This is a genomic window from Rhizobiaceae bacterium (assembly GCA_023953835.1).
Classification (GTDB): domain Bacteria; phylum Pseudomonadota; class Alphaproteobacteria; order Rhizobiales; family Rhizobiaceae; genus Mesorhizobium_G.
Genome location: JAMLJB010000001.1, coordinates 1,159,636 through 1,179,964, shown reverse-complemented (window position 1 = coordinate 1,179,964; position 20,329 = coordinate 1,159,636). Strand labels below are relative to the sequence as shown.

Below are 20,329 nucleotides of genomic sequence, written 5' to 3'. Positions count from 1 at the left end.
TGCGGTGCAAGATTGGAGCGGGATGGTTACGCAATCGTAAATTCTCACCTCGCCCGGTCCCTACGGTCTTATGGGGCTGCGCGCATCGGAACGGTCCGATCCCCGCCAATTCCCTTCACGCCACATTGCCGAAAGTGCTGCCCGATAGTCCGGGTAGCGGAATGAATAGCCCTCAGCCTTGAGCAATGCGTTCGACACCCTCTTGCTCTCGCCATAGAAAGAGCGCGCCATTGGCGAAAGTTGGGCAGACGCGAAAGGAATTTCGGGTGGTGGCTCGACGCTCATCAATTGCGCGGCATATGTCACGACATCCTGCGGGGGTGCAGGCTCGTCGTCCGTGACGTTGAATATGCCACCCGTACCGGAAGCCACAAGATGCCAGATCGAGCCGGCAATGTCGTCGACGTGAATACGATTGAACACCTGCCCCGGCTTTATCAGCCTTTTGGCCGTCCCGTTGTGAAGGTTCACGAAGGCGTTGCGGCCCGGCCCGTAGATCCCCGAAAGGCGCAATATGGCGGCAGGCAGGCCCCGCGACGCGGCAAAATCCAGCCACGCCTTTTCAGCGTCGACTCTCAGGCGCGAGCGGTTTGAAACAGGCTTGCACCTGCTGCCTTCGTGCACCCACATTCCGCCATAGTCGCCGTACACGCCGACGGTCGAAAGATAGCCGATCCATCTCAGCTTCGGCATTGCGCCGGGCAAGCTTGCAAGGGCCGCCAATATCGGATCGCCTGCATCGTCCGGTGCAATAGACACGACCAGATGCGTGGCTTCCTCCATTACCTGCTGCAATCCATTCTCGATCGGCTGGCCGGAAAAGACGAACGGTTCGATGCCTGCGCCGCGCAGCATGCCGAACTTTTCGCGGGTGCGCGTGGTGCCGGCAATCGCCACGCCGCCGGGCCGCATCTCGGCAAAGCGCCTGCCCGAATAGCCTGCGCCGAACACCAGCACGTTCATCCACCACCTCCCATGGCTGCATCACCCGTATCGGATGCGAGCGCAAGACGCCATTCGTGCACCACGTCCGCATCGGGGTCGTCGCTCGCCAGCCCGGCCAGCGTCGAACGATCCAGCAGGCGCGACAGTGCCCACACCGCCGCACCGCGAACCAATGGAGAGTCATCCTGCAACAAGCGCTTGCATGGTTCGGCGAGCGCCGGCTCGGCGGAATTTCCCGCCGCGATCAGCACGTTGCGGATGAAGCGGTCCCGCCCTATCCGCTTCACCGGCGAGCCGGAAAACCGATGGCGAAACGAGGCATCGTCCAAGGCCAGCAAATCGGAGAGGGCAGGGGAACGCAAATCGTCGCGCGCCGCGAGCTTGGCTTGCGACGCCATGCTTGCAAACTTGTTCCAGGGGCAGACCGCAAGGCAGTCGTCACAGCCATAGATGCGGTTGCCCATCGCCGCACGGAAAGCGTGCGGGATCGGTCCTTTGTTCTCGATGGTCAGATAGGAAATGCAGCGCCGCGCATCGAGCCTGTAGGGTTCGGGAAACGCGTTTGTCGGGCAAATGTCGAGGCAGGCGCGGCACGAGCCGCAATGGTCGGCTTCGGGCGCGTTGGGTTCCAGCACGGCAGTCGTGAATATGGAGCCGAGGAACAGCCACGAACCATATGTGCGGCTGACGAGATTGGTGTGCTTGCCTTGCCAGCCGATGCCAGCCGCTGCGGCCAGCGTCTTTTCCATGACCGGCGCGGTATCCACGAAAACCTTGACATCGGCGTCGCCCTGCGCGGCGATCCTGCCGGCAATTTCCTTCAACCGCCCCTTGATGACATCGTGATAGTCGCGGTTGCGCGCGTAGACGGAAATCGTCGCGCGGTCGCGCCGCTTCAAATCGTCCAGCGGGTCGCTGTCGGGGCCGTAGTTCATCGCCAGCATGACGATGGAGCGGACTTCCGGCCACAGGTTCCGGGGATCGCTCCTGCGCCGCAGCGTTTCTTCCAGCCATGCCATCGAACCGTGAAAACCTGCGGCGACGAATTGCTCGAGTTGCTTTCCTGCCAGCGGCGCGGCGTCAGGAGTTGTCACGCCCACGACATCGAACCCCGCCTTGCGGGCATCGCGCTCGATGAGCGCCCGGAGCTTATCGCTAGAAATCGAGGTCCGCATAGTGCGCTGCCGGGGCAAGGCCCCTGATGCGATCGTTGAGCAGCGAACGGAAAGATGGACGCGACTTGACGCGTGCATACCATTCGCGCGCGGCGTTGTTGTCGCGCCAGTCCACCTCGCCCAGATAGTCGAGCACCGAAAGCGCCGCCGCTGCTGCGAGGTCGGCATAGGTCAGGCGCGGACCGGCCAGCCAGTTGCGCGATCCGGCCAGCCAGTTGGTGTATTTCATATGCTGCTTGATGTTTGCGCGGGCCGTACGGATCGCGGTGGAATCGGGCGAGCCTCCTCCCAGTTCCTTCGGCATCATGGGCTTGAATATGCGTTCGCGCACCAGATGGCGGCTGACCTCGCCGTCGAGCTTGACCAGATACCAGTCGACCAGCCGGCGAATTTCCGCGCGATCCATCGGGTTTTCCGCCAGCAGCCGCCGGTCCCGCTTCAATATGCCTCGCGTTTCATCCAGATATTCGGCAATCACGGTTGCGCCCACGATTGGAACGTCGCCCTCGGCGAGCAACACCGGCAGCGAACCCGCCGGATTGATCGCCAGAAACTCCTTGCGTCGGCTCCAGGGCAGTTCCTCGATCAGCTCCAGTTCCTCTCCGTTCTCTCCAAAGGCGAGCCGGATGAACCGGGATGACGGAAGCAATGGATGATGGAAGAGCGTGAGCATGAATTTGCAACGAATGATCTGGTAAACTGCGTGCCGGCCCGATAAGTCTTCGGTCGCCCTTGGGCAGAATCGCAGAGACCTATAGGGTCTGTTCGGGGCGAACACAAGCAATCGCAGGGAATGCACTCCCGCCACATCCGAGAGCATCATGGAAAATCAGACGATTGTCGAAGCGCTTCTGCTCGGCCTGCTGGAAGGGTTGACCGAATTTCTGCCGGTGTCCTCGACCGGCCATATCCTCCTTGCGGGCCACTTCCTGGGCTTCCAGTCCACGGGCAAGGCATTCGAGGTGCTGATCCAGCTCGGCGCGATCCTTGCCATCCTCTCCGTCTATGCCGGAAAGCTGATCGACCTTGCGCGCAACCTGCCCTCCGACCCCAAAACACAGCGCTTCGTGGCGGGAATCTTGCTTGCCTTTCTGCCTGCCGCCGTCATCGGCGCCCTTGCGCATGATTTCATAAAGACCGTGCTGTTCGAGACGCCCATACTGATCTGCATCATGCTGATCATCGGCGGTGTCATCCTGCTTCTTATTGATCGCGCGCCTCTGAAGCCGCGCTATTTCGATGTGATGGATTTCCCGCTGTCGCTCTGCTTCAAGATCGGCCTCGTGCAATGCCTTGCCATGATTCCGGGCACCTCGCGTTCCGGTGCGACCATCGTCGGATCATTGCTGATGGGGGCCGACAAGCGGTCTGCGGCGGAGTTTTCCTTCTTTCTCGCAATGCCCACCATGGCCGGGGCCTTCGCGTTCGATCTCTTCAAGAACCGCGACATTCTCTCCGCAGCCGACCTGCCGATCATCGCAACCGGCTTCGTCGCTGCCTTCGTGATGGCGGTCATCGTCGTGCGCTCGTTGCTGGGCTACGTATCGAAGCACGGCTATTCGGTGTTCGGCTGGTGGCGTCTGATTGTCGGCGGGCTCGGGCTTGCCGCCCTGCTGGTCTACGGCTGATCCTCAGACGGAAGCCATCAGCCCGCGCCGGACAAGATCGATCGCCAGCAGTGTCAGGCCGATCCTGAACCATGTGCGGAAGGCCTGCTCCGGCATCCTGTCCAGCAGCAGGCTACCATAGCGCGTGCCGAGATAGCCGGTGAAGATCATCGCCCCCACCATTGGCAGCCAGTCGCCGAAGGCAAATCCGGCGAGGCCGAAGACCAGTATCTTTAGCCCGTGCTGGGCCACCATGCTGGCTGCATGAGTCGCGACAAGTGCCTTGCGGTCGTTCGGTATGAACTGCGCGAGGATCGGCGAAACCAGCGGTCCGGTCGCACCGACGATCATGGAAACTAGGGCGAGCACCGCGCTTGCAACGGCAAGCCCGGCCCTGCCCAGGCGATCGATGCCGGGAATCTTCGCCCATGTGATCAGCAGGATGAAAGCGCCGAGAACGATCTTCATCAGCGCATCGGGAAGCTGCACAACGAGAAACACGCCTGCAACCGCGCCGATCACGCTGCCTGCGATGAAGGGCGCCGCCACATCCATCCGAATCGACGCGCGCTGGACCCAGGCCCTGCCGGTGTTGGAACCCAGTTGCACGGCGCCATGGACCGGGATCAGCACCGAAACGGGTACGAACATGCCGAGCAGCGCCAGCATCGCGACCCCGCCGCCAACACCGAAGGAGGCGGTCAGCGCGGAGGTGAAGAAGCTTGCGACGATGAGAAGCGCGGCCGCAGCCGCGCCCATGCCATCAGGCAGGAAAGAATCGAGCGGTCCTATGCTTCGTTCTTTCGCGTGAACTGGCCGGCGGCGCGATAGCGCCAAAGGTAACTTGGAAGGACTGCGCCGACCGAGGTCGGCGTCATGCCGAGCCCTGCGAAAGTTCGCCCGTCCTTCTCGGCCTTTTTCGACACGACATTGTGGGAGCGCAGGAGAATGACCTGATCTTTCGTCAGCAGCGGATTCGGCAGCATGCCCAGCACGCTTCCCTGAAGCTCCGCCAGCCACCACGGAACAGGGACGAAGAGGCGCTTGCGGTCGATTGTTTCGAGCATGGTTTCCATGCACTGCCGGAAGGTGAGTTGCTGCGGGCCGCCCAGTTCATAGGCCTTGCCGCCCGCAACGCTTCCGTCCACGGACCGCGCGATCGCTTCAGCCACATCGCCCACGAAAACCGGCTGGAATTTTGTTTCTCCGCCGCCGATGAGAGGCAGGAAGGGTGAGAAGCGCGCCATGTTCGCGAACCGGTTGAAGAATGAATCCTCCGGTCCGAAAATGATCGACGGTCGAATGATGACCGCATCCTTGATCGTTTCTTTCACGGCGATCTCGCCGAGCGCCTTCGTGCGCGCGTAGTCGGATGCGGAATCTTTGTCCGCGCCGATGGCCGAAACATGCGTCAGGCCCGCGCCGACCGACCGCGCCGCCTCGGCCACGGCCCGCGCGCCGAAATCATGCACCGCGTCGAAGGTCTGGCGTCCGCTCTCGTGCATGATTGCGACAAGGTTGACCACATGGGCAGCGCCCTGCACCGCGCGATCGACCGACCAGCGCACCCGAAGGTTGGCCTGCACGGCCTGGATCTGGCCCACATTGCCGAGCGGTTGCAGGTAGCCTGCAAGGTCGGGCCTTCGGCATGCGGCGCGCACCAGATAGCCGCGCCGCGCCAATGCGCGGACAACATGGCGGCCAAGGAAACCGGCGCCCCCGAAAACCGTGACGAGCTTTGGGGTTTGCAGGATTTCGGTCATCGAAAGCGTCCTTGAACTGTGGGTGCGTTGCCTGTTCATAATCTCTTTCGCGATGCAGGCAAAGTGGCTTTGCCGCGCCCCGCCGCCGCAGGCAATCCGGAACATATCTTGAGATGTCGCGTTTCTTTCACAGCGCGCAAAGAGCGCCGCAACGAACAGATATCAGGAGATCTCACATGAACTGGGACCGCATCGAAGGCAATTGGGAGCAATTCAAGGGCAAGGTTCAGCAGCAGTGGGGCAAGCTTACCGATGACGATCTTGACGTCATCAAAGGCAAGCGCCGCGAACTCGCCGGACGGCTTCAGGAACGCTACGGGCAAACGCAGGACGAGGTGGAAGCTGAAATAGACGGCTGGCTTTCCGGCCACTGACAGGAAACCGTCTCAGGCCGATGGTTGAAGGCTCCGCCTCCGGCGGGGCCTTTTCCGAATGTGTTGCACCATGGAGGCGCGGTTTCTATAGAGGGATGCACCTGTTGACATTTGGCAGGTAGAATACCGCGGGGGACGAATTGCATGACAGACGAACTGACCCGGGACATCATCGCAAAAATTCAGGAACATGCCGATCCTGAGATCGGCGAAATCACGCCGCAGACCGAGCTTACCGCGCTAGGGATTCATTCGCTTGAATTGACCGAGATCATTTTCGACGTCGAGGAAGCCTACGGAATCGAGATCGAGATGAATACGGTGGACGCGTGGAACCGCCTGAAAAATGTCGGCGATATGGTTGCCGCGGTTCGTGCCCTCGTCGAAAAGAAGAACGCCTGACGTGCAGCGCCAGCGGATCGTTGTTACCGGCATGGGCGGGCTGTGCGCGCTCGGAACCGATGTGCCCGCGATATGGGACGCGATGAAAGCCGGCAGGTGCGGCATTGGCGAGCTGACGACACCGCTGATCCGCGATGCGAAGTCGCGAATCGGCGCTGAAATCAAGAGCCTTCCAGAATGGAACGTCGACCGTCGCAAACTGGTCGCAATCGACCGTTTCGCCTTGCTGGCGGCAATGGCGGCAGGCGAGGCACTGCGCAATGCGGATATTTTCGTCGGTGAGGCGGAGAGCAACCGGATAGGTGCGGTCATCGGAACCGGAATCTTCGGGGCAGAGACGGCGGACGATAACTATTTCGGCCTTCTCACCGAAGGCAGGACACGGGCAAGCGTATTCTGTGTCCCTCGCATCATGCCGAGCGCGGCTGCCGGGCAGGTCAGCATGATTCACGGATTGCGCGGCCCGGTTTTCGGCGTCACCTCCGCTTGTGCTTCATCGAACCACGCATTTTCCGCCGCCGCCGACCAGATTCGGCTGGGCCGGGCGGACGTCATGCTGGCCGGCGGCACCGATGCGCCTCTGGTTTACGGTGTCGTCAAAGGCTGGGAAGCACTTCGCGCTCTTGCGCGCGAAACCTGCCGCCCGTTCTCCAACGACCGTGACGGGCTCGTTCTCGGGGAAGGCTCCGCCGTACTGGTCCTTGAGAGCTACGAGCATGCCCGTGCGCGTGGAGCGAAGATATTGGCGGAATTTGCCGGGGCAGGGCTTTCGGCGGACGCCGCCGATATCGTTTCGCCAACGGTCGAAGGTCCCGCCGCCGCGATGCGCGCCTGCCTCACGGATGCCGGGCTTGGGCCTGCTGACATAGACTATGTCAACGCTCACGGCACAGGAACCAAAGCCAATGACCAGATCGAGACGACAGCAATAAGGTCGGTGTTCGGCGCATATGCCGACGGGCTGTCTGTCTCGTCGACCAAGTCAATGCACGCGCATTGCCTAGGCGCGTCCGGCGCCATCGAGGCGATTGCGTGCATAATGGCAATCAGGGACGGCATCGTTCCTCCGACTGCGAACTATCGCGAGAAAGACCCTGAATGCGATCTCGACGTAACGCCGAACATTGCGCGCGCCCGGCCCGTGAAGGCCGCGATAAGCAACGCGTTCGCGTTCGGGGGGACGAATGCCGTGGTGGCCTTCACCTCGGTGTGATGTAATCTCACACGAAAGAACCGCACGAATGACCGATCTTCTTTCATTTCCCATCTCGGCGCGCTGGCCCGCGCAGCATCCCGACCGGATCCAGCTTTATTCCTTTCCAACGCCGAACGGCGTGAAGGTTTCGGTGATGCTTGAGGAAGTCGGCCTGCCATACGAGGCGCACAAGGTCGACATAACCAAGAATGAAACGTGGACCGAACCTTTCCTCTCGCTCAATCCGAATGGAAAGATACCGGCCATAGTCGATCCGCACGGACCGGACGGCAAGCCGATTGGGCTGTTCGAATCCGGGGCGATCCTGGTCTATCTGGCGGAAAAGACCGGAAAGCTGCTGCCCGCCGATCCGGCCGCCCGCTACGAAACGCTGCAATGGCTCTTCTTTCAGATGGCCGCCATCGGGCCGATGTTCGGCCAGTTCGGCTTCTTCTACAAATTTGCCGGTCGCGAGATCGAGGACAAGCGGCCCCTCAATCGCTATCGCGACGAGGCAAAACGTCTGCTCGGCGTGCTCGACCAGCGGCTGGCGGGTCGCAACTGGATCATGGGTGACCAGTACACAATCGCCGACATCGCGATCTTTCCATGGGTGCGGGGCGCCAAGGTGGTCTATGAAGCCGGCGACATACTCGGCCTGGACAATCTCAAGAACGTTGAGGCCTGGCTTGAGCGTGCGCTCGCGCGCCCGGCTTCACAGGCAGGGCTCGTCGTTCCTCCGCGCGGATAGGGGGCGTAAAATTACGCGGAGCATTCGCGCTCCGCTCCAAGGGCGACATCCAGATATGCACGCCTGTCGGTCCGGTCGCGCCGGGCCGGGGTCATGCCTTTTTGGATGCGCTTTTCTTGGCTCCAACCGCCGAGACGACCGCTGCCACGGCGCTCTTGGCGGTTTTCTTCACTGTCTTGACTGCCTTCTTTGCCGTCTTGGCCACGGTTGCCGCCGCGCCATTTGACTTGGCGGCGGGCTTTGCCGAAACCTTTGCTGGGGCCTTGGCTTTTGCGGGTGTTTTCGCCTTTGCCGCCACGGGCTTCGGGGCCGCCTTCTTGGCCGGTGCTTTCGCAGCCGGCTTTGCTGCGGGCTTGGCCGTTGCCTTGGCGGCTGGCTTCGCTGCAGCTTTGGTCACTTGCTTGGTCTTCGCAGCGGCCGGCTTTGCGGCAGCCGCCTTGGTGGTCTTTGCGGCCGGCTTCGCCGTCCCCTTGGCTGCGCTTTTTCCGCCAGCAGCCTTCGTCGCCTGCTTTGCCATCGAACTCTCCTTTGTCGAAATGGCTCCACCCTCGATCGTCACCTGCGACCAAATCGCGCGGTGATTCGGGGAGAATCAGCCTTGCGAATCAGATCGTCAAGTCAGCAGCGCGTCTGTGCAGAAGAACTCGGTTGACATTCGGCAAATCATTTGAGTCCACCCATGCGCGGCCCTCGGCCTCGTCTCGCCCGTGATCGCGCCAGCGCTGGAGAAGTCGGCGCTCGAGCTCATCCGGCGGCACATCGAGAAAAATGGTGAAATCGAACAGAGAAGCCAGTCCCGACCATGGCTTCTCGTCCAGCAGGAGGTAATTGCCTTCAACGAGGATGAACCGATTTTCGGCTCCGATGATCGATGCGCCGGCTCGCGCTAGTTCCATGTTCCGGTCGAAAACGGGAATCGCAATGTCCTCCTCTCCAGCGCGAATGCGCCGCAGCAAATGCTCGAAACCGGCATAGTCGAATGTTTCGGGCGCACCCTTTCGGTTGCGCAAGCCGCGTTCCTCAAGCACGGCGTCGTCGAAATGAAATCCATCCATCGGCACCACGATGGCGCTCCGCGAAGGAAACAAGTCGACCAGCGCGGCGGAGACCGTCGATTTGCCCGAACCCGGCGGACCTGCGATTGCCACTATGCAGCGGCCATCCCGGGGCGCGTGCTTGAAAATGGCTGAGGCGATATGTGCTATCTCCGACATCGAAACCTCCTCCGGTATTCGAAGCTAGACTCCTTGCAGAAACTTCGTATCGAACGGGGCGGTCGTCCTGACGCCCTCGATCGTCAGTTCAAGTCCGTCCTCCACCAACTCGACGGACTGGGGCAGGGCCTGAATCGGCAGCGCGCCGATCACATGACGGAATTTGACCGTTCCCTCCGGCGTCAGGCGGAAGCTTGTCGGAATGCCCTCGGCCTTGAGGCTGTTCTCCTCGATGGAAGCGCGATGACCCACCGCCGTGCGTCCATCCTCGATGCCCAGAACCCCAAGATGACGGCCATTCCATGGTGCGTATTGCCGCCCGCCATTTGAGTACCACAACATTGTCACCGGCAGCTCGCGAGGGTTCTTGAGCACGAGTACGAGATCGCCTTCCGCCGCGCGCGAAAGTGCTGTCCATCCCAGCGCGTTTTCCGGTTGCTCGACAAGCGTCAGGAAATCCTCGCGCAGATCCCCGGCGCGGTATCGGGCGAGGTCTGTCGCGCCGCCGTCCCGCGTCGGAAAACGGTGGAGCTCCTCGCTGCGCGCCGGATAGGCCAGCATGGAGCGTCCACGGGCGGCATCGGGTTCCAGCGGCGTGTCGGGTGTTTCCGCATATTTCTTGGGGGAAAATGCCAGCGTTCCGCCCCGCGCCATAATGCTCATCGCATGATGTGAGACAGGCAGTTCGCCAAGGCCGCCTTCAATGCTGTGCTCCTGATAGAGGAAAGGGTGGTTGTCGCGAAGCGTCAGCGTTTTTCGGATCGTGGCGCCGAGAACAGGCCGGACCAGCTCGAGCGTGGCCCGCCAGCCGCCGGGAATAGCCGAGCTGGACGTTACGATCCAGGGACTGTTCGCCGACCAGCCGTGCCCGGGCGCTTCCTCGACATCGCTACGGGAAAATGGCGCGCACAGGAAATCTCCGGACAGGCGTTCAAGCCCTGGCGCGATGTCCGCGGGCAGGCCTTTCTCCCCGATCCACGGGGCGCGGTGAAGCGGGCGCAGCATGCGCTCACCCTCTTCTATGGCGAAATCGGCAATATGCCCGACCGACAGATCGACCGCGACTGAGACGCCCGCTGCGGAGAAGGCAAAACTGGTCAAGGCAATTGTCCCGTCGTCACGCGTTCGTGCCCGGCACGATGCCGATGAATGGCGACAATGCAAGTCCAATCTGAAGGCGCTGCAAGGAGCATCAGGCGGCCTGCATCATCCGTTCGCTCGGCAAGCGATAGGATATCGCCTCGGCAAGATGGATGCGCCCGACGCCGGCGCTGCCGTCAAGATCGGCCAGCGTTCGCGCCACCCGAAGCACCCGATGATAGGCGCGGGCGGAGAAGCCGAGCTTTTCGCTTGCATCGGACAAGAGCGCCATGCCGGGACCATCCGGCGCGGCTACCTGCTCGATCAGGGATGCCGAGCAATGCGCGTTCGTGGCGAGGGGAACGCCGAGCGCGGCATAGCGGGTGCGCTGCGCTGCGCGTGCCCGCGCCACCCTTTCGGCGACCGCCGCGCTCGTTTCACTACGTCCGGGACGGACGAGGTCCGATGCGGAAACCGCCGGCACATCCACCCGAATGTCGAGCCGGTCGAGCAACGGCCCCGAGATTCGGGCCTGATATTCGCTCTGGCAGCGGGGCCCACGCGCGCAGGTATGACCCGGCTCACCCGCCATGCCGCATCGGCAAGGGTTCATGGCCGCCACGAGCTGGATGCGCGCCGGGTAGGAAACGCGGTGGTTTGCGCGGGCGATCATGCATTCGGCTGTTTCGAGAGGCTGCCGCAGGGAATCGAGCACGGCAGGCGAAAACTCAGGAAATTCGTCCAGGAACAGCACGCCGTTGTGGGCGAGAGAAACTTCACCGGGACGTGCGCGCGACCCGCCGCCCACCATTGCCGCCATCGACGCAGAATGGTGCGGCGCCCTGAAGGGTCGCCTGTCGCTGAGCTTGCCGCCGGCAAGCAGGCCGGCGATCGATGCAATCATCGACACTTCCAGTAGTTCGCGCGGTTCCAGCGATGGGAGGATTGAGGGCAGGCGCGCCGCCAGCATGGATTTGCCCGAACCGGGCGGCCCAGACATCAGCAGGTTATGCCCGCCGGCCGCCGCCACTTCGAGCGCGCGGCGCGCAGTTTCCTGCCCCTTTATGTCTGCAAGGTCGGGCATCGCCTTGGCGTCCATATGCTGGATTGAGGGAACGGGCCGCGACAGCACCTGCGTTCCGCGAAAGTGATTGGCAGCCGAGATCAGGCTGTGCGGCGCGAGAATGTCGATATCCGTCCCCGCCCATGCCGCTTCCGGGCCACAGGCGGCGGGGCAGATCAATCCTCGGTCCTGCGCATTGGCGGCAATCGCGGCGGGCAACACGCCCGCGACTTCCGCGATGGTGCCGTCGAGCGCCAGCTCTCCCAGGACGACGAAGCCGGAAAGGGCGTCTGCCGGGATTGCCCCCATCGCGGCCATCAATCCGAGCGCGATGGGCAGGTCATAGTGGCTGCCCTCCTTCGGAAGATCGGCGGGAGCAAGGTTGATCGTGACGCGCTTGGCCGGCATGGAAAGGCCCGACGCATGCAGCGCAGCCTGTACCCGCTCGCGGCTTTCCGCGACGGCCTTGTCGGGCAGTCCGACGATCTGCATGCCCACCTTGCCCGGAGCGATCATGACCTGCACGTCGACGGGCAAAGCCTCAATGCCCTGAAAGGCGACCGTGTGCACGCGCGAAACCATCTGCCCAATCCATGCTCAGGCAGCGCCGCCACGCGCCAACTTCTCTGAAGCCCGACAGCTCTCACATTATTTAGAACATTACAAGAACAAAATGCATGCGCCGCTATGGCTGCAGGGCGAGGGATGGTTGGCCCATATAGGTTGCGATCAGGCCCTTGACCTCGTCGTCCCTGATGCGCGCCGTCTGGCCGCCCATCACCACGACGACAAGGCTCTTTCCGCCGGACCGAACGGAAGTGACTATGTTGAAGCCGGATGCGCGGACATAGCCTGTCTTGATGCCGTCGACGCCGTCGACCCTGCCGAGCAGATCGTTGTGGCCGCGCACGAGCTTGCCCCGGAAGTCGAAGCTCGTGGCGGAAAAGTACTGGAACTTGTCGGGGAAGCGGCGACGCAGCGATATGCCGAGCAGAGCCATGTCACGGGCGGTCGTCACCTGCTCGGGGTCGTGCAGGCCGGATGCGTTGCGGAAAGTTGTGTTTCGCATCCCGATTGCGCGCGCCTTGGCGGTCATCATCGCGGCAAACTGTTCTTCGCTGCCGCCCAGATATTCTCCGACGGCAACTGCAACGTCATTGGCCGATTTGACCGTCAACGCGTGGATCGCCGTGAGAACATCGATCTGGTCACCCGCACGCAGGCGCAGATTGGTCGGAGGTTGGCGCGCAGCGTGGTCTGAAACTGGAATCATCGTGAAGAGATTGACGCGATGGCTCTCCAACGCTTCGAACAGCAGGTAGAGCGTCATCATCTTCGTAAGCGATGCCGGATGCCGAAGGGCGTTCGCGTTCATCGAATAGAGCATCCGCCCCGATGTGGCATCGACGACGGCGACCGCATGGCGTGGCGAGTCGTCCACATTCTCGGTGGACGTCAGCGCAGAAGGCTCGACGCTCTGCATGGCCTCGGTCGTGGTGCAGGCAGACAGCAGCAGAAGCGCGAGCAGCGCGACTGCGAAACGAAGAATGTTTCCCCTGAAGCTCAAGACGTCGAACAATGCAGTACCGCACCCGCCCGTTAGGCACACAAGCCGAAGGTCGCTTACATCAGAAGGCGAGCGGCGTCCATCACATGAAGAACAGATAGCTTGCCATCAGGAAAACCGGAACGAGGATGGCGCCTGACCAGAGCATGTAGCCGAAGAAGCTCGGCATGGCGATTCCGCGCCCGCGCGCAATGGCGTAGACCATGAAATTAGGCGCGTTTCCGATATAGGTATTCGCGCCCATGAACACCGCGCCGGACGAGATTGCCGCGAGCGTCGAGGCGTAGTCCGTCATGAGGTGCTGCGGGTCGCCTCCCGCCAGCTCGAAGAACACGAGATAGGTCGGTGCATTGTCGAGGAATGACGAAAGAACGCCTGTCAGCCAGAAATAGGCAAGGTCGTTGGGCTGGCCATCCGGGCCGGTGACCAGTGCAACGAGGCTCGATAGTGCGCCGCCCGTACCCGCCTTGAGAATGGCGACCACCGGAACGATCGCGATGAATATCCCCGCGAAAAGCTTTGCAACCTCCAGTATCGGACCCCAGGAGAATCGGTTGGCGGAGCGAAGGCTCCCGGGCGTGAGCAGGAATGACGCTAGCGCCGCACAGAGAATAATGATGTCACGCAGGATGTTTTGAAGCTCCACATGCACCCCGCCAATGTCAAATTCCACGCCCGGCTTCCAGCTTGCCGACATCAGGATCGCGCCGATGACACAGGCAAGGAGGGGCACATTGATCAGGCCCCGAAGTCCGACGCGTGAATCCGGGGTCGGATCCTTGATCTTTGGCAGGCCTTCCTCACGAATATGCAGGATCACGTCGATCACGACGAACGTGCCGAGCACGACAGCCGCCACGAACAGCGTTTCAAACAACAGGTGCTGCGTGGTCCAGAAGAAATCCACACCGCGCAGGAAGCCGACGAAAAGCGGCGGATCGCCGAGTGGCGTCAGCGAGCCGCCAATATTCGAGACAAGGAAGATGAAGAACACGATGACATGGGCGTTGAACGGCCGATTGTCGTTTGCGCGGATCATCGGGTGGATCATGATCATCGATGCGCCCGTCGTGCCGACTACCGATGCAAGCAGGGCTCCGATCACCAGCAGCAGCACATTGGTCGCGGGTGTCCCGTGAATGTTTCCCGTCACCACGATGCCGCCGGCAATGGTGAAAAGCGCGAAGAGCAGGATGATGAACGGCAAATATTCGAGCAGGACCGCGTGAAGGATCGCCTCGGTCGTGGACGAAGCCCCAAAGTTGAAGAACAAGGCGACAACGACGAGAAGCGTCCAGCCGAGCGTGATCTTGCCGTAGTGGTGCTCCCAGAAATGTGGGTAAAGGAGAGGCCCCGTGGCAATGGACAGGAGGATGCCGGCAAAGGGCAGGCCCCACCAGAGCGGCATGATCTCGCCGGGCAACGCTTCCGCGGCAAAAGCCGGAGCCGATTGAACCAGCAGCGCCGCAAGGAGCGCAATCGAGATTTTTGCAAAGGCCATCCGTATTCCCACAAAGAAAAGGTCCGGCCTTATCTCCGCGAACCGCAACGGGTTCAAGAAAAATCGGATAAAATCGGCGCGATCACTTTTTCATTTGCCATTCGGCAAAAGCGGCCTTCAGCCCATCGGGGTTGGCGGTCAACACATCGAAATCGGGTGAGAACTCGGTCGCAAGTATGCGTCTGCCGATCATGTGGTCGGCAGGGCGGTTGACTGTCTCGATTGCGGTCAGGTGATCGCCCGCGAAATGGAACACCGCAAACCTGTTGTCCTCCTGCGAGCCGGCAATGACATGCCTGTCTTCACGCCCGACCAGACCGACCATTTGCAGTTTCATGTCGCCGATATCCGACCAGAACCACGGCACCGCATCATATTCGCCGGGATGCCCGAGCACGGTTTTCGCGGCGCGGCGCGCCTGGTCCGTTGCATTCTGCACGGATTCAAGCCGCACCTCCGTGCCCGTCATCCAGTGCCGGAAATTGACGCAGTCGCCGATGGCAAGGATGCCCTCCGCCGATGTCCGCATGGCTCCGTCGACCTTGATTCCGTTCCCGACAGCAATTCCTGCCGCTGCCGCAAGCTCGACGTTCGGAACCACCCCGATGCCGACGATGACGAGTTGCGCGGGCAGGCGCTCGCCGCTTGAAGTAACGACCCCGGATGCATGTCTTGCCTCGCCTTCAATGCGCTCGATGGAAGTCGACGTGAGGATGCGCACGCCGCTGGCTTCGAGCCGCCTGTGCACATGCGCGCCGATGATCGCTGCGACGCCGCGCCCCAGCACGCGGGGCTGCGCCTCAACCACCGTGACACGCCGTCCGCCGGTGTGAAGCGTGGCAGCGATTTCGAGGCCGATGAAGCCGCCTCCGAGCACCACGACATCTTCGGCGTCGTGTGCCGCCTCGCGAATGCGCCGCGCGTCGGCAATATCGCGAAGCGACATGATGCCACCAAACTCGGCCCCCGGCAGATCCAGAATGCGTGGCCGCGCGCCCAGCGCAAGAATTGCGTGGTCGAACTCCAGCGCGTCGCCACTCTCGACTGCCAGTCTGCCCGGCTCGATCCCGGTGATGCGTCGTCCGAGGCGAAGATCGATTTCGTGCGATGTATAGAAGCTCTCCGCGCGCAGGATCTGCGGTCCTGCCGCGTCGTCCTTGATGAACGTCTTGGAAAGCGGAGGCTTGTGATAGGGCAATTCATTCTCTTCGCCCACGAGAATGACAGGACCTTCATAGCCTTCCTCGCGCAGGCTGGCGGCAGCCTGCACACCTGCGTGCCCGGTTCCGACGATTACCACGCCCTTCGCCATCGATCGCTCCCTCTGCCCATGGGGGTCGCACCGCAAGATATGACCTGTCAAGCCTGCTTCAGGCTGGCTCAACAGCGACAGCGCTCAGCGTCTTGCGACTTCGGCGATGTTCGTCCAGAAGCAGCGGCTCCGGCCCGACAAAGCGGCCCGGGAGGATTTGAAGCGGGTTTGTGATGCAGGCAGGGAGCCAAACGGCGAAACGTCCCTGGCGCGGAGAGATTCGCGCCATGCTCGCGCTTGCGTGGCCGATGATCCTGACGAATCTGGCGCAGGTCGCCATGACGGCGACAGACGTGGCGATCATTGGGCGGCTCGGCCCGGATGCCCTTGCCGCCGGCGCGCTCGGCTCCAACCTCTATTTCGCCGCGCTGATCTGCGGCCTGGGCCTGGCCTATGCCACGGCGCCCATGATGGCCGCCGAACTCGGACGCAAGCGGCATTCCGTGCGCGATGTGCGTCGCACGGTGCGGCAGGGTCTGTGGCTTTCGGTGCTGGTGTCGATCCCGCTCTGGATCGTGCTCTGGAACGGCGAAGCCATTCTACTTGCTATGGGCCAGCAGCCGGAACTCGCCGCGCAGGCAGGCATCTACTTGCGCTACCTGCAATGGGCGATCCTGCCCTTCTATGGCTACATTGTGCTGCGGTCTTTCATCTCCGCGCTGGAGCGCCCGGGCTGGGCGCTGGCGGTCATGGTCGTCGCGGTGATCCTGAACGCACTCGGCAACTGGGCGCTGGTGTTCGGCCATTTCGGCTTTCCGGCGCTTGGCATCGCCGGTTCCGGCATCGCGACCACCATCGCATCGATCTTCATGTTCGCGGGGCTGGCCGTCGTGACGATTTTCGAGCGGCGGTTTCGGCGCTACCACCTCTTCGGTCGCTTCTGGCGCTCCGACTGGCCCCGATTGATCGCCCTTCTGAGGCTAGGTGCACCGATATCCGGCATCCTCGCCTTTGAGGTGACGATCTTCAATGCCGCCGCCTTCCTGATGGGGCTGATCGACCCGGTGCAGCTTGCCGCCCATGCCGTCGCGCTGCAAATCGCCTCGGTCACATTCATGGTGCCGCTGGGCATCGGCCAGGCGGCAACGGTGCGCGTCGGGCTTGCCTATGGTGCGCGCGATCCGCAAGGCGTCACCCTTGCGGGTTGGACCGCCTACGCGATCGGGGTTTCATTCATGGCTCTGATGGCGCTGGTCATGCTGGCGTTTCCCAGGATACTGATTTCCGCCTTCATCGACATTTCCGACCCCGCAAACGCGGCTGTCGTTGCCTATGCAATCACCTTCCTGACATTTGCGGCAATGTTCCAGATTGCCGACGGTGCGCAGGCCGTTGGCGCGGGGATGTTGCGGGGCATTCAGGACACGAAAGTGCCGATGCTCTATGCCGCAACAGGCTATTGGGGAGTCGGCCTGCCGCTTGGCGCGCTGCTCGCCTTCCATTTTGGCTTCCAGGGCGCAGGAATCTGGCTTGGCCTGGTTCTCGGACTTGCGGTCGTGGCCGTGCTGTTGCTCTATCGCTGGCTGCGGCGTGGTTCCCTGCTTCTCTTGCACAAGCAGATTGTTTGAGAATCAGGGATCCTCAATGCTATAGGACCGATCGCGATCCGAGGGAGACCCATGCCCACCACCGACATTGCCCGCAGGGTTTACGATCACGCCTGGAAGCTCGATCCGATCATTCGCAGCCTGCTCGACACGGATTTCTACAAGCTGCTGATGCTCCAGATGATCTGGGGGATGTATCCGAAGGTCGATGCCACCTTTTCGCTCATCAACCGCACCACGCGGGTCAAGCTCGCCAAGGAGATCGACGAGGAGGAACTGCGCGATCAGCTCGATCACGCGCGCACGCTGCGCATCACCAAGAAGGAAATGATCTGGCTTGCCGGCAACACTTTCTATGGCCGCAAGCAGATTTTCGAGCCAGAGTTCCTGGCCTGGCTTGAGAATTTCCAACTGCCCGAATACCGGCTTGAGCGCGTCGGCGACCAGTACGAACTGGAATTTCCGGGGCCGTGGATGTACACCTCCATGTGGGAAATACCGGCGCTCGCGATCATCAACGAGCTGCGCTCCCGCTCCGCCATGAAGCATTTCGGCCAGTTCGAGCTTGATGTGCTCTATGCCCGCGCCAAGGCGAAGATGTGGGACAAGACCGAGCGTTTGAAGAAATTGCCGGGCATCAGGATATCGGATTTCGGCACCCGCCGCCGGCACAGTTTCCTTTGGCAGCGCTGGTGCGTGGAAGCGCTGAAGGAAGGCATCGGCGATGCCTTCACCGGCACCAGCAATGTGCTCTTGGCCATGGACACAGATCTGGAGGCCCTCGGCACGAACGCCCACGAACTTCCGATGGTCTATGCCGCGCTTGCCGACAATGACGAGGACCTTAAGAAGTCGCCCTATCGCGTGCTTCAGGACTGGCAACGCTATTATGGCGGCAATCTGCTCATCGTCCTGCCGGACGCTTTCGGCACGGATGCTTTTCTCCGCGACGCGCCCGACTGGGTGGCGGACTGGACCGGCTTCCGGCCCGACAGCGCGCCGCCCATCGAAGGCGGGGAGCGCATCATCCGCTGGTGGCGGGAAAAGAATGTCGATCCCAGGAAAAAGCTGCTCATTTTCTCGGACGGCCTCGACGTGGACACCATCATACAGACCTACAAGCATTTCCAGGGCAAGGTGCGCATGACCTTCGGCTGGGGCACCAACCTCACCAATGATTTTGAAGGCTGCGCGCCGACATCGACGGACCGGCTGGATGCGATCTCGCTGGTCTGCAAGGTCACTGAGGCAAATGGCCGTCCGGCGGTCAAATTGTCCGACAACCCGGAAAAAGCGACCGGCGACGCCAAAGAGATCAAGCGCTACATACGCCTGTTCGGAGAGAGCGGTCGGGTCAGGCAGAAGGTCTGGGTGTGAGGCAGCCGGGCATGCTTCGAGGGTCGCGGGCCTGCGCCGTTCCGGCATTGTTCGCCGGAAGCTTTCTTGCGGCTATTTCCTTTCCGGATGCCGCATTTGCCCATGCGTCGGAGCGCGGCCATGTCCTGCTGCTGCCGACCGGGTATTATCTGCTTGGTGGCGCGTTCGCGGTGGCGGGGAGCTTCGCTATCCTGCTGTTCGTGCGGCCCGCTGCGCTCGAAGCCTATCGCGCCTTTCGCCTGCCGCTCGGAGAAGCGCCTGAGCGCTTGCGGCCGTTCACAAGTGCGCTCTCCTTCGTATTTTTCCTGCTGTTGATTGCGACGGGCCTGCGCGGAAGCCCCGATCCCACGCACAACCCGCTGCCGCTCACCATCTGGACCCTGCTGTGGGTGGGCGTGACGCTGGTGCAGGGGCTGGTCGGCAATCTCTGGCGCTGGATCGACCCATGGTATGCGCCGTGCCTTGCGGTGCGCGTGCTTCTGCGGCGACCGGAGGCGCCTTTCGACGAGAATACCGCCAGCTATGTTCCCGCAGTCATTCTGTTTGCCGGCTTTGCCTGGTTCGAGCTGGTCTATATCGCGCCGGAAGACCCGCCGCGTCTGGCGGTCGCCACGCTGTCCTACTGGATCGTCACCTTCGTCTTTGCGGTCGCCTTCGGTCACGAAAGATGGACAAGGCAGGGCGAATTCCTGACCGTGTTCTTCAGCATGATCGCCCGGTTTGCAGTGGTTCAATCGTCCAACCGCGCCCCGACCCGGATTGAGCTTTGTTTGCCCGGTGCCGCCGTCGCGGATGCCGGGCCGCTGCCGCCAAGCGGCGTGATCTTTCTGCTCGCGAATCTGGCGGCGGTTTCCTTCGACGGGTTTTCCAAGACATTTGTCTGGCTTGGAACCATCGGCATCAATCCGCTTGAATTTCCGGGTCGCTCCGCCGTTACGATTCCCAACACGATCGGACTTGCGGCGGCGATGATCGCGTTCCCGATTGTCTTTGCACTCATGGTGCGCGCGGGGAAATTGCTCGCCCGGCAAGGCAGACCGCGATCCATCGGCACGCTGGTGTGGTCCATTGTGCCGATTGCGCTTGCCTATCACTTCGCGCACTACCTCACCGCCTTGCTGGTCGACGGCCAGGCGGCACTGATCGCCCTGTCCGATCCTTTTGCGCGCGGCTGGAACCTGCTTGGCCTGAGCGGAAGCCATGTCGAGGCTGGCATCGTCCTTGGCCACGAGGCGGCATGGCTGCTTTGGAACACGGTTTCGGCGGCCATCGTCGCAGGGCATGTGCTTGCCGTGCTGATCGCGCATATGCTTGCCATCCGTCTCTACGGGGATACGCGCGCGGCAATGCTGAGCCAGCTTCCGCTGGCGGTCCTCATGGTCGGCTACACACTGCTCGGCCTGTGGCTTCTTTCCACCCCGTCGGCGGGTTGACACAGCTTGCGGCTATGCGTCTT

The 20,329-nt window shown here is 62.0% G+C and carries 20 protein-coding genes; 9 read left to right on the top strand and 11 right to left on the bottom strand.

Annotated features, from left to right (window positions below; genetic code table 11):
* Positions 1–60: 60 nt before the first annotated feature.
* Genes M9924_05545 through M9924_05535 form a run of 3 tightly spaced genes read right to left on the bottom strand, consistent with a single transcriptional unit; the run spans position 61 to position 2,793 of the window.
* Positions 61–963: an SDR family oxidoreductase gene (locus M9924_05545; protein ID MCO5063866.1), complete on the bottom strand. Its 903-nt coding sequence runs from the start codon at positions 961–963 to the stop codon at positions 61–63.
* Positions 960–2,120 (bottom strand): tRNA epoxyqueuosine(34) reductase QueG, encoded by a 1,161-nt coding sequence (gene queG / locus M9924_05540; protein ID MCO5063865.1) that lies wholly within the window; start codon positions 2,118–2,120, stop codon positions 960–962. The genes M9924_05545 and queG overlap by 4 nt, the downstream gene beginning before the upstream one ends.
* On the bottom strand, positions 2,101–2,793 hold the full coding sequence (locus M9924_05535) for a glutathione S-transferase family protein (protein ID MCO5063864.1): 693 nt from the start codon (positions 2,791–2,793) through the stop codon (positions 2,101–2,103). The genes queG and M9924_05535 overlap by 20 nt, the downstream gene beginning before the upstream one ends.
* Before the next feature lie 148 nt (positions 2,794–2,941).
* On the opposite strand from M9924_05535, the gene M9924_05530 reads away from it, so the two are divergent.
* Positions 2,942–3,748 carry an undecaprenyl-diphosphate phosphatase gene (locus M9924_05530; protein MCO5063863.1) on the top strand — a complete coding sequence of 269 codons (807 nt, stop codon included), beginning with the start codon at positions 2,942–2,944 and terminating at the stop codon, positions 3,746–3,748.
* 3 nt (positions 3,749–3,751) lie between these two features.
* Here M9924_05530 and M9924_05525 read toward each other — a convergent pair whose 3' ends face one another.
* On the bottom strand, positions 3,752–4,486 hold the full coding sequence (locus tag M9924_05525; GenBank protein ID MCO5063862.1) for a sulfite exporter TauE/SafE family protein: 735 nt from the start codon (positions 4,484–4,486) through the stop codon (positions 3,752–3,754).
* Between the two features lie 29 nt (positions 4,487–4,515).
* On the bottom strand, positions 4,516–5,490 hold the full coding sequence (locus M9924_05520) for a complex I NDUFA9 subunit family protein (GenBank protein ID MCO5063861.1): 975 nt from the start codon (positions 5,488–5,490) through the stop codon (positions 4,516–4,518).
* Positions 5,491–5,666: 176 nt separating this feature from the next.
* Here M9924_05520 and M9924_05515 point away from each other — a divergent pair, with 176 nt between their 5' ends.
* The 5 genes from M9924_05515 (at position 5,667) to M9924_05495 (ending at position 8,793) form a co-directional block, all read left to right on the top strand.
* Positions 5,667–5,864, top strand: coding sequence for a CsbD family protein (locus tag M9924_05515; GenBank protein MCO5063860.1), 198 nt, complete (start codon positions 5,667–5,669; stop codon positions 5,862–5,864).
* A 144-nt stretch (positions 5,865–6,008) separates the two neighbouring features.
* Positions 6,009–6,266: an acyl carrier protein gene (locus M9924_05510; GenBank protein ID MCO5063859.1), complete on the top strand. Its 258-nt coding sequence runs from the start codon at positions 6,009–6,011 to the stop codon at positions 6,264–6,266.
* A 31-nt stretch (positions 6,267–6,297) separates the two neighbouring features.
* A complete protein-coding gene (locus M9924_05505) occupies positions 6,298–7,479 on the top strand; it encodes a beta-ketoacyl-[acyl-carrier-protein] synthase family protein (GenBank protein ID MCO5063858.1) in 1,182 nt (393 codons plus the stop codon).
* 28 nt (positions 7,480–7,507) lie between these two features.
* Complete coding sequence (locus tag M9924_05500) at positions 7,508–8,212, top strand: glutathione S-transferase C-terminal domain-containing protein (GenBank protein ID MCO5063857.1); 705 nt, start codon at positions 7,508–7,510, stop codon at positions 8,210–8,212.
* Between the two features lie 101 nt (positions 8,213–8,313).
* A complete protein-coding gene (locus M9924_05495) occupies positions 8,314–8,793 on the top strand; it encodes a hypothetical protein (protein MCO5063856.1) in 480 nt (159 codons plus the stop codon).
* A 24-nt stretch (positions 8,794–8,817) separates the two neighbouring features.
* On the opposite strand, the gene M9924_05490 is transcribed toward M9924_05495, so the two are convergent.
* From M9924_05490 to M9924_05465, 6 genes are all read right to left on the bottom strand, one after another.
* On the bottom strand, positions 8,818–9,426 hold the full coding sequence (locus M9924_05490) for a nucleoside triphosphate hydrolase (protein ID MCO5063855.1): 609 nt from the start codon (positions 9,424–9,426) through the stop codon (positions 8,818–8,820).
* A 24-nt stretch (positions 9,427–9,450) separates the two neighbouring features.
* Positions 9,451–10,527: a hypothetical protein gene (locus tag M9924_05485; GenBank protein MCO5063854.1), complete on the bottom strand. Its 1,077-nt coding sequence runs from the start codon at positions 10,525–10,527 to the stop codon at positions 9,451–9,453.
* A 91-nt stretch (positions 10,528–10,618) separates the two neighbouring features.
* Positions 10,619–12,151 carry a YifB family Mg chelatase-like AAA ATPase gene (locus tag M9924_05480; protein ID MCO5063853.1) on the bottom strand — a complete coding sequence of 511 codons (1,533 nt, stop codon included), beginning with the start codon at positions 12,149–12,151 and terminating at the stop codon, positions 10,619–10,621.
* Positions 12,152–12,254: 103 nt separating this feature from the next.
* The gene (locus M9924_05475) at positions 12,255–13,148 is read right to left on the bottom strand and encodes a D-alanyl-D-alanine carboxypeptidase (GenBank protein MCO5063852.1); all 894 of its coding nucleotides are present in this window, start codon (positions 13,146–13,148) and stop codon (positions 12,255–12,257) included.
* 70 nt (positions 13,149–13,218) lie between these two features.
* A complete protein-coding gene (locus M9924_05470; protein ID MCO5063851.1) occupies positions 13,219–14,637 on the bottom strand; it encodes a sodium:proton antiporter in 1,419 nt (472 codons plus the stop codon).
* A gap of 82 nt (positions 14,638–14,719) precedes the next feature.
* Positions 14,720–15,949, bottom strand: a complete 1,230-nt coding sequence (locus tag M9924_05465; protein ID MCO5063850.1) for an FAD-dependent oxidoreductase — start codon at positions 15,947–15,949, stop codon at positions 14,720–14,722.
* Between the two features lie 227 nt (positions 15,950–16,176).
* Between M9924_05465 and M9924_05460 the strand changes: the two genes are divergently transcribed.
* From M9924_05460 to M9924_05450, 3 genes are read left to right on the top strand one after another with little or no spacing between them, the layout of a single operon-like run.
* Positions 16,177–17,517: an MATE family efflux transporter gene (locus M9924_05460; protein MCO5063849.1), complete on the top strand. Its 1,341-nt coding sequence runs from the start codon at positions 16,177–16,179 to the stop codon at positions 17,515–17,517.
* A 51-nt stretch (positions 17,518–17,568) separates the two neighbouring features.
* Positions 17,569–18,873 (top strand): nicotinate phosphoribosyltransferase, encoded by a 1,305-nt coding sequence (pncB, locus tag M9924_05455; GenBank protein ID MCO5063848.1) that lies wholly within the window; start codon positions 17,569–17,571, stop codon positions 18,871–18,873.
* Positions 18,874–18,884: 11 nt separating this feature from the next.
* Entirely contained in the window at positions 18,885–20,306 is a 1,422-nt protein-coding gene (locus tag M9924_05450) for a hypothetical protein (GenBank protein ID MCO5063847.1), read from the top strand.
* The last annotated feature ends 23 nt before the right edge of the window (positions 20,307–20,329 follow it).

What these genes read in the sequence shown, in the direction of transcription:
- M9924_05545 (MCO5063866.1), bottom strand. Translation starts at nt 963, where the DNA reads ATGAACGTGCTGGTGTTCGGCGCAGGCTATTCGGGCAGGCGCTTTGCC.
- queG (MCO5063865.1), bottom strand. Translation starts at nt 2,120, where the DNA reads ATGCGGACCTCGATTTCTAGCGATAAGCTCCGGGCGCTCATCGAGCGC.
- M9924_05535 (MCO5063864.1), bottom strand. Translation starts at nt 2,793, where the DNA reads ATGCTCACGCTCTTCCATCATCCATTGCTTCCGTCATCCCGGTTCATC.
- M9924_05530 (MCO5063863.1), top strand. Translation starts at nt 2,942, where the DNA reads ATGGAAAATCAGACGATTGTCGAAGCGCTTCTGCTCGGCCTGCTGGAA.
- M9924_05525 (MCO5063862.1), bottom strand. Translation starts at nt 4,486, where the DNA reads ATGGGCGCGGCTGCGGCCGCGCTTCTCATCGTCGCAAGCTTCTTCACC.
- M9924_05520 (MCO5063861.1), bottom strand. Translation starts at nt 5,490, where the DNA reads ATGACCGAAATCCTGCAAACCCCAAAGCTCGTCACGGTTTTCGGGGGC.
- M9924_05515 (MCO5063860.1), top strand. Translation starts at nt 5,667, where the DNA reads ATGAACTGGGACCGCATCGAAGGCAATTGGGAGCAATTCAAGGGCAAG.
- M9924_05510 (MCO5063859.1), top strand. Translation starts at nt 6,009, where the DNA reads ATGACAGACGAACTGACCCGGGACATCATCGCAAAAATTCAGGAACAT.
- M9924_05505 (MCO5063858.1), top strand. Translation starts at nt 6,298, where the DNA reads ATGGGCGGGCTGTGCGCGCTCGGAACCGATGTGCCCGCGATATGGGAC.
- M9924_05500 (MCO5063857.1), top strand. Translation starts at nt 7,508, where the DNA reads ATGACCGATCTTCTTTCATTTCCCATCTCGGCGCGCTGGCCCGCGCAG.
- M9924_05490 (MCO5063855.1), bottom strand. Translation starts at nt 9,426, where the DNA reads ATGTCGGAGATAGCACATATCGCCTCAGCCATTTTCAAGCACGCGCCC.
- M9924_05480 (MCO5063853.1), bottom strand. Translation starts at nt 12,151, where the DNA reads ATGGTTTCGCGCGTGCACACGGTCGCCTTTCAGGGCATTGAGGCTTTG.
- M9924_05470 (MCO5063851.1), bottom strand. Translation starts at nt 14,637, where the DNA reads ATGGCCTTTGCAAAAATCTCGATTGCGCTCCTTGCGGCGCTGCTGGTT.
- M9924_05465 (MCO5063850.1), bottom strand. Translation starts at nt 15,949, where the DNA reads ATGGCGAAGGGCGTGGTAATCGTCGGAACCGGGCACGCAGGTGTGCAG.
- M9924_05460 (MCO5063849.1), top strand. Translation starts at nt 16,177, where the DNA reads ATGCTCGCGCTTGCGTGGCCGATGATCCTGACGAATCTGGCGCAGGTC.
- pncB (MCO5063848.1), top strand. Translation starts at nt 17,569, where the DNA reads ATGCCCACCACCGACATTGCCCGCAGGGTTTACGATCACGCCTGGAAG.
- M9924_05450 (MCO5063847.1), top strand. Translation starts at nt 18,885, where the DNA reads ATGCTTCGAGGGTCGCGGGCCTGCGCCGTTCCGGCATTGTTCGCCGGA.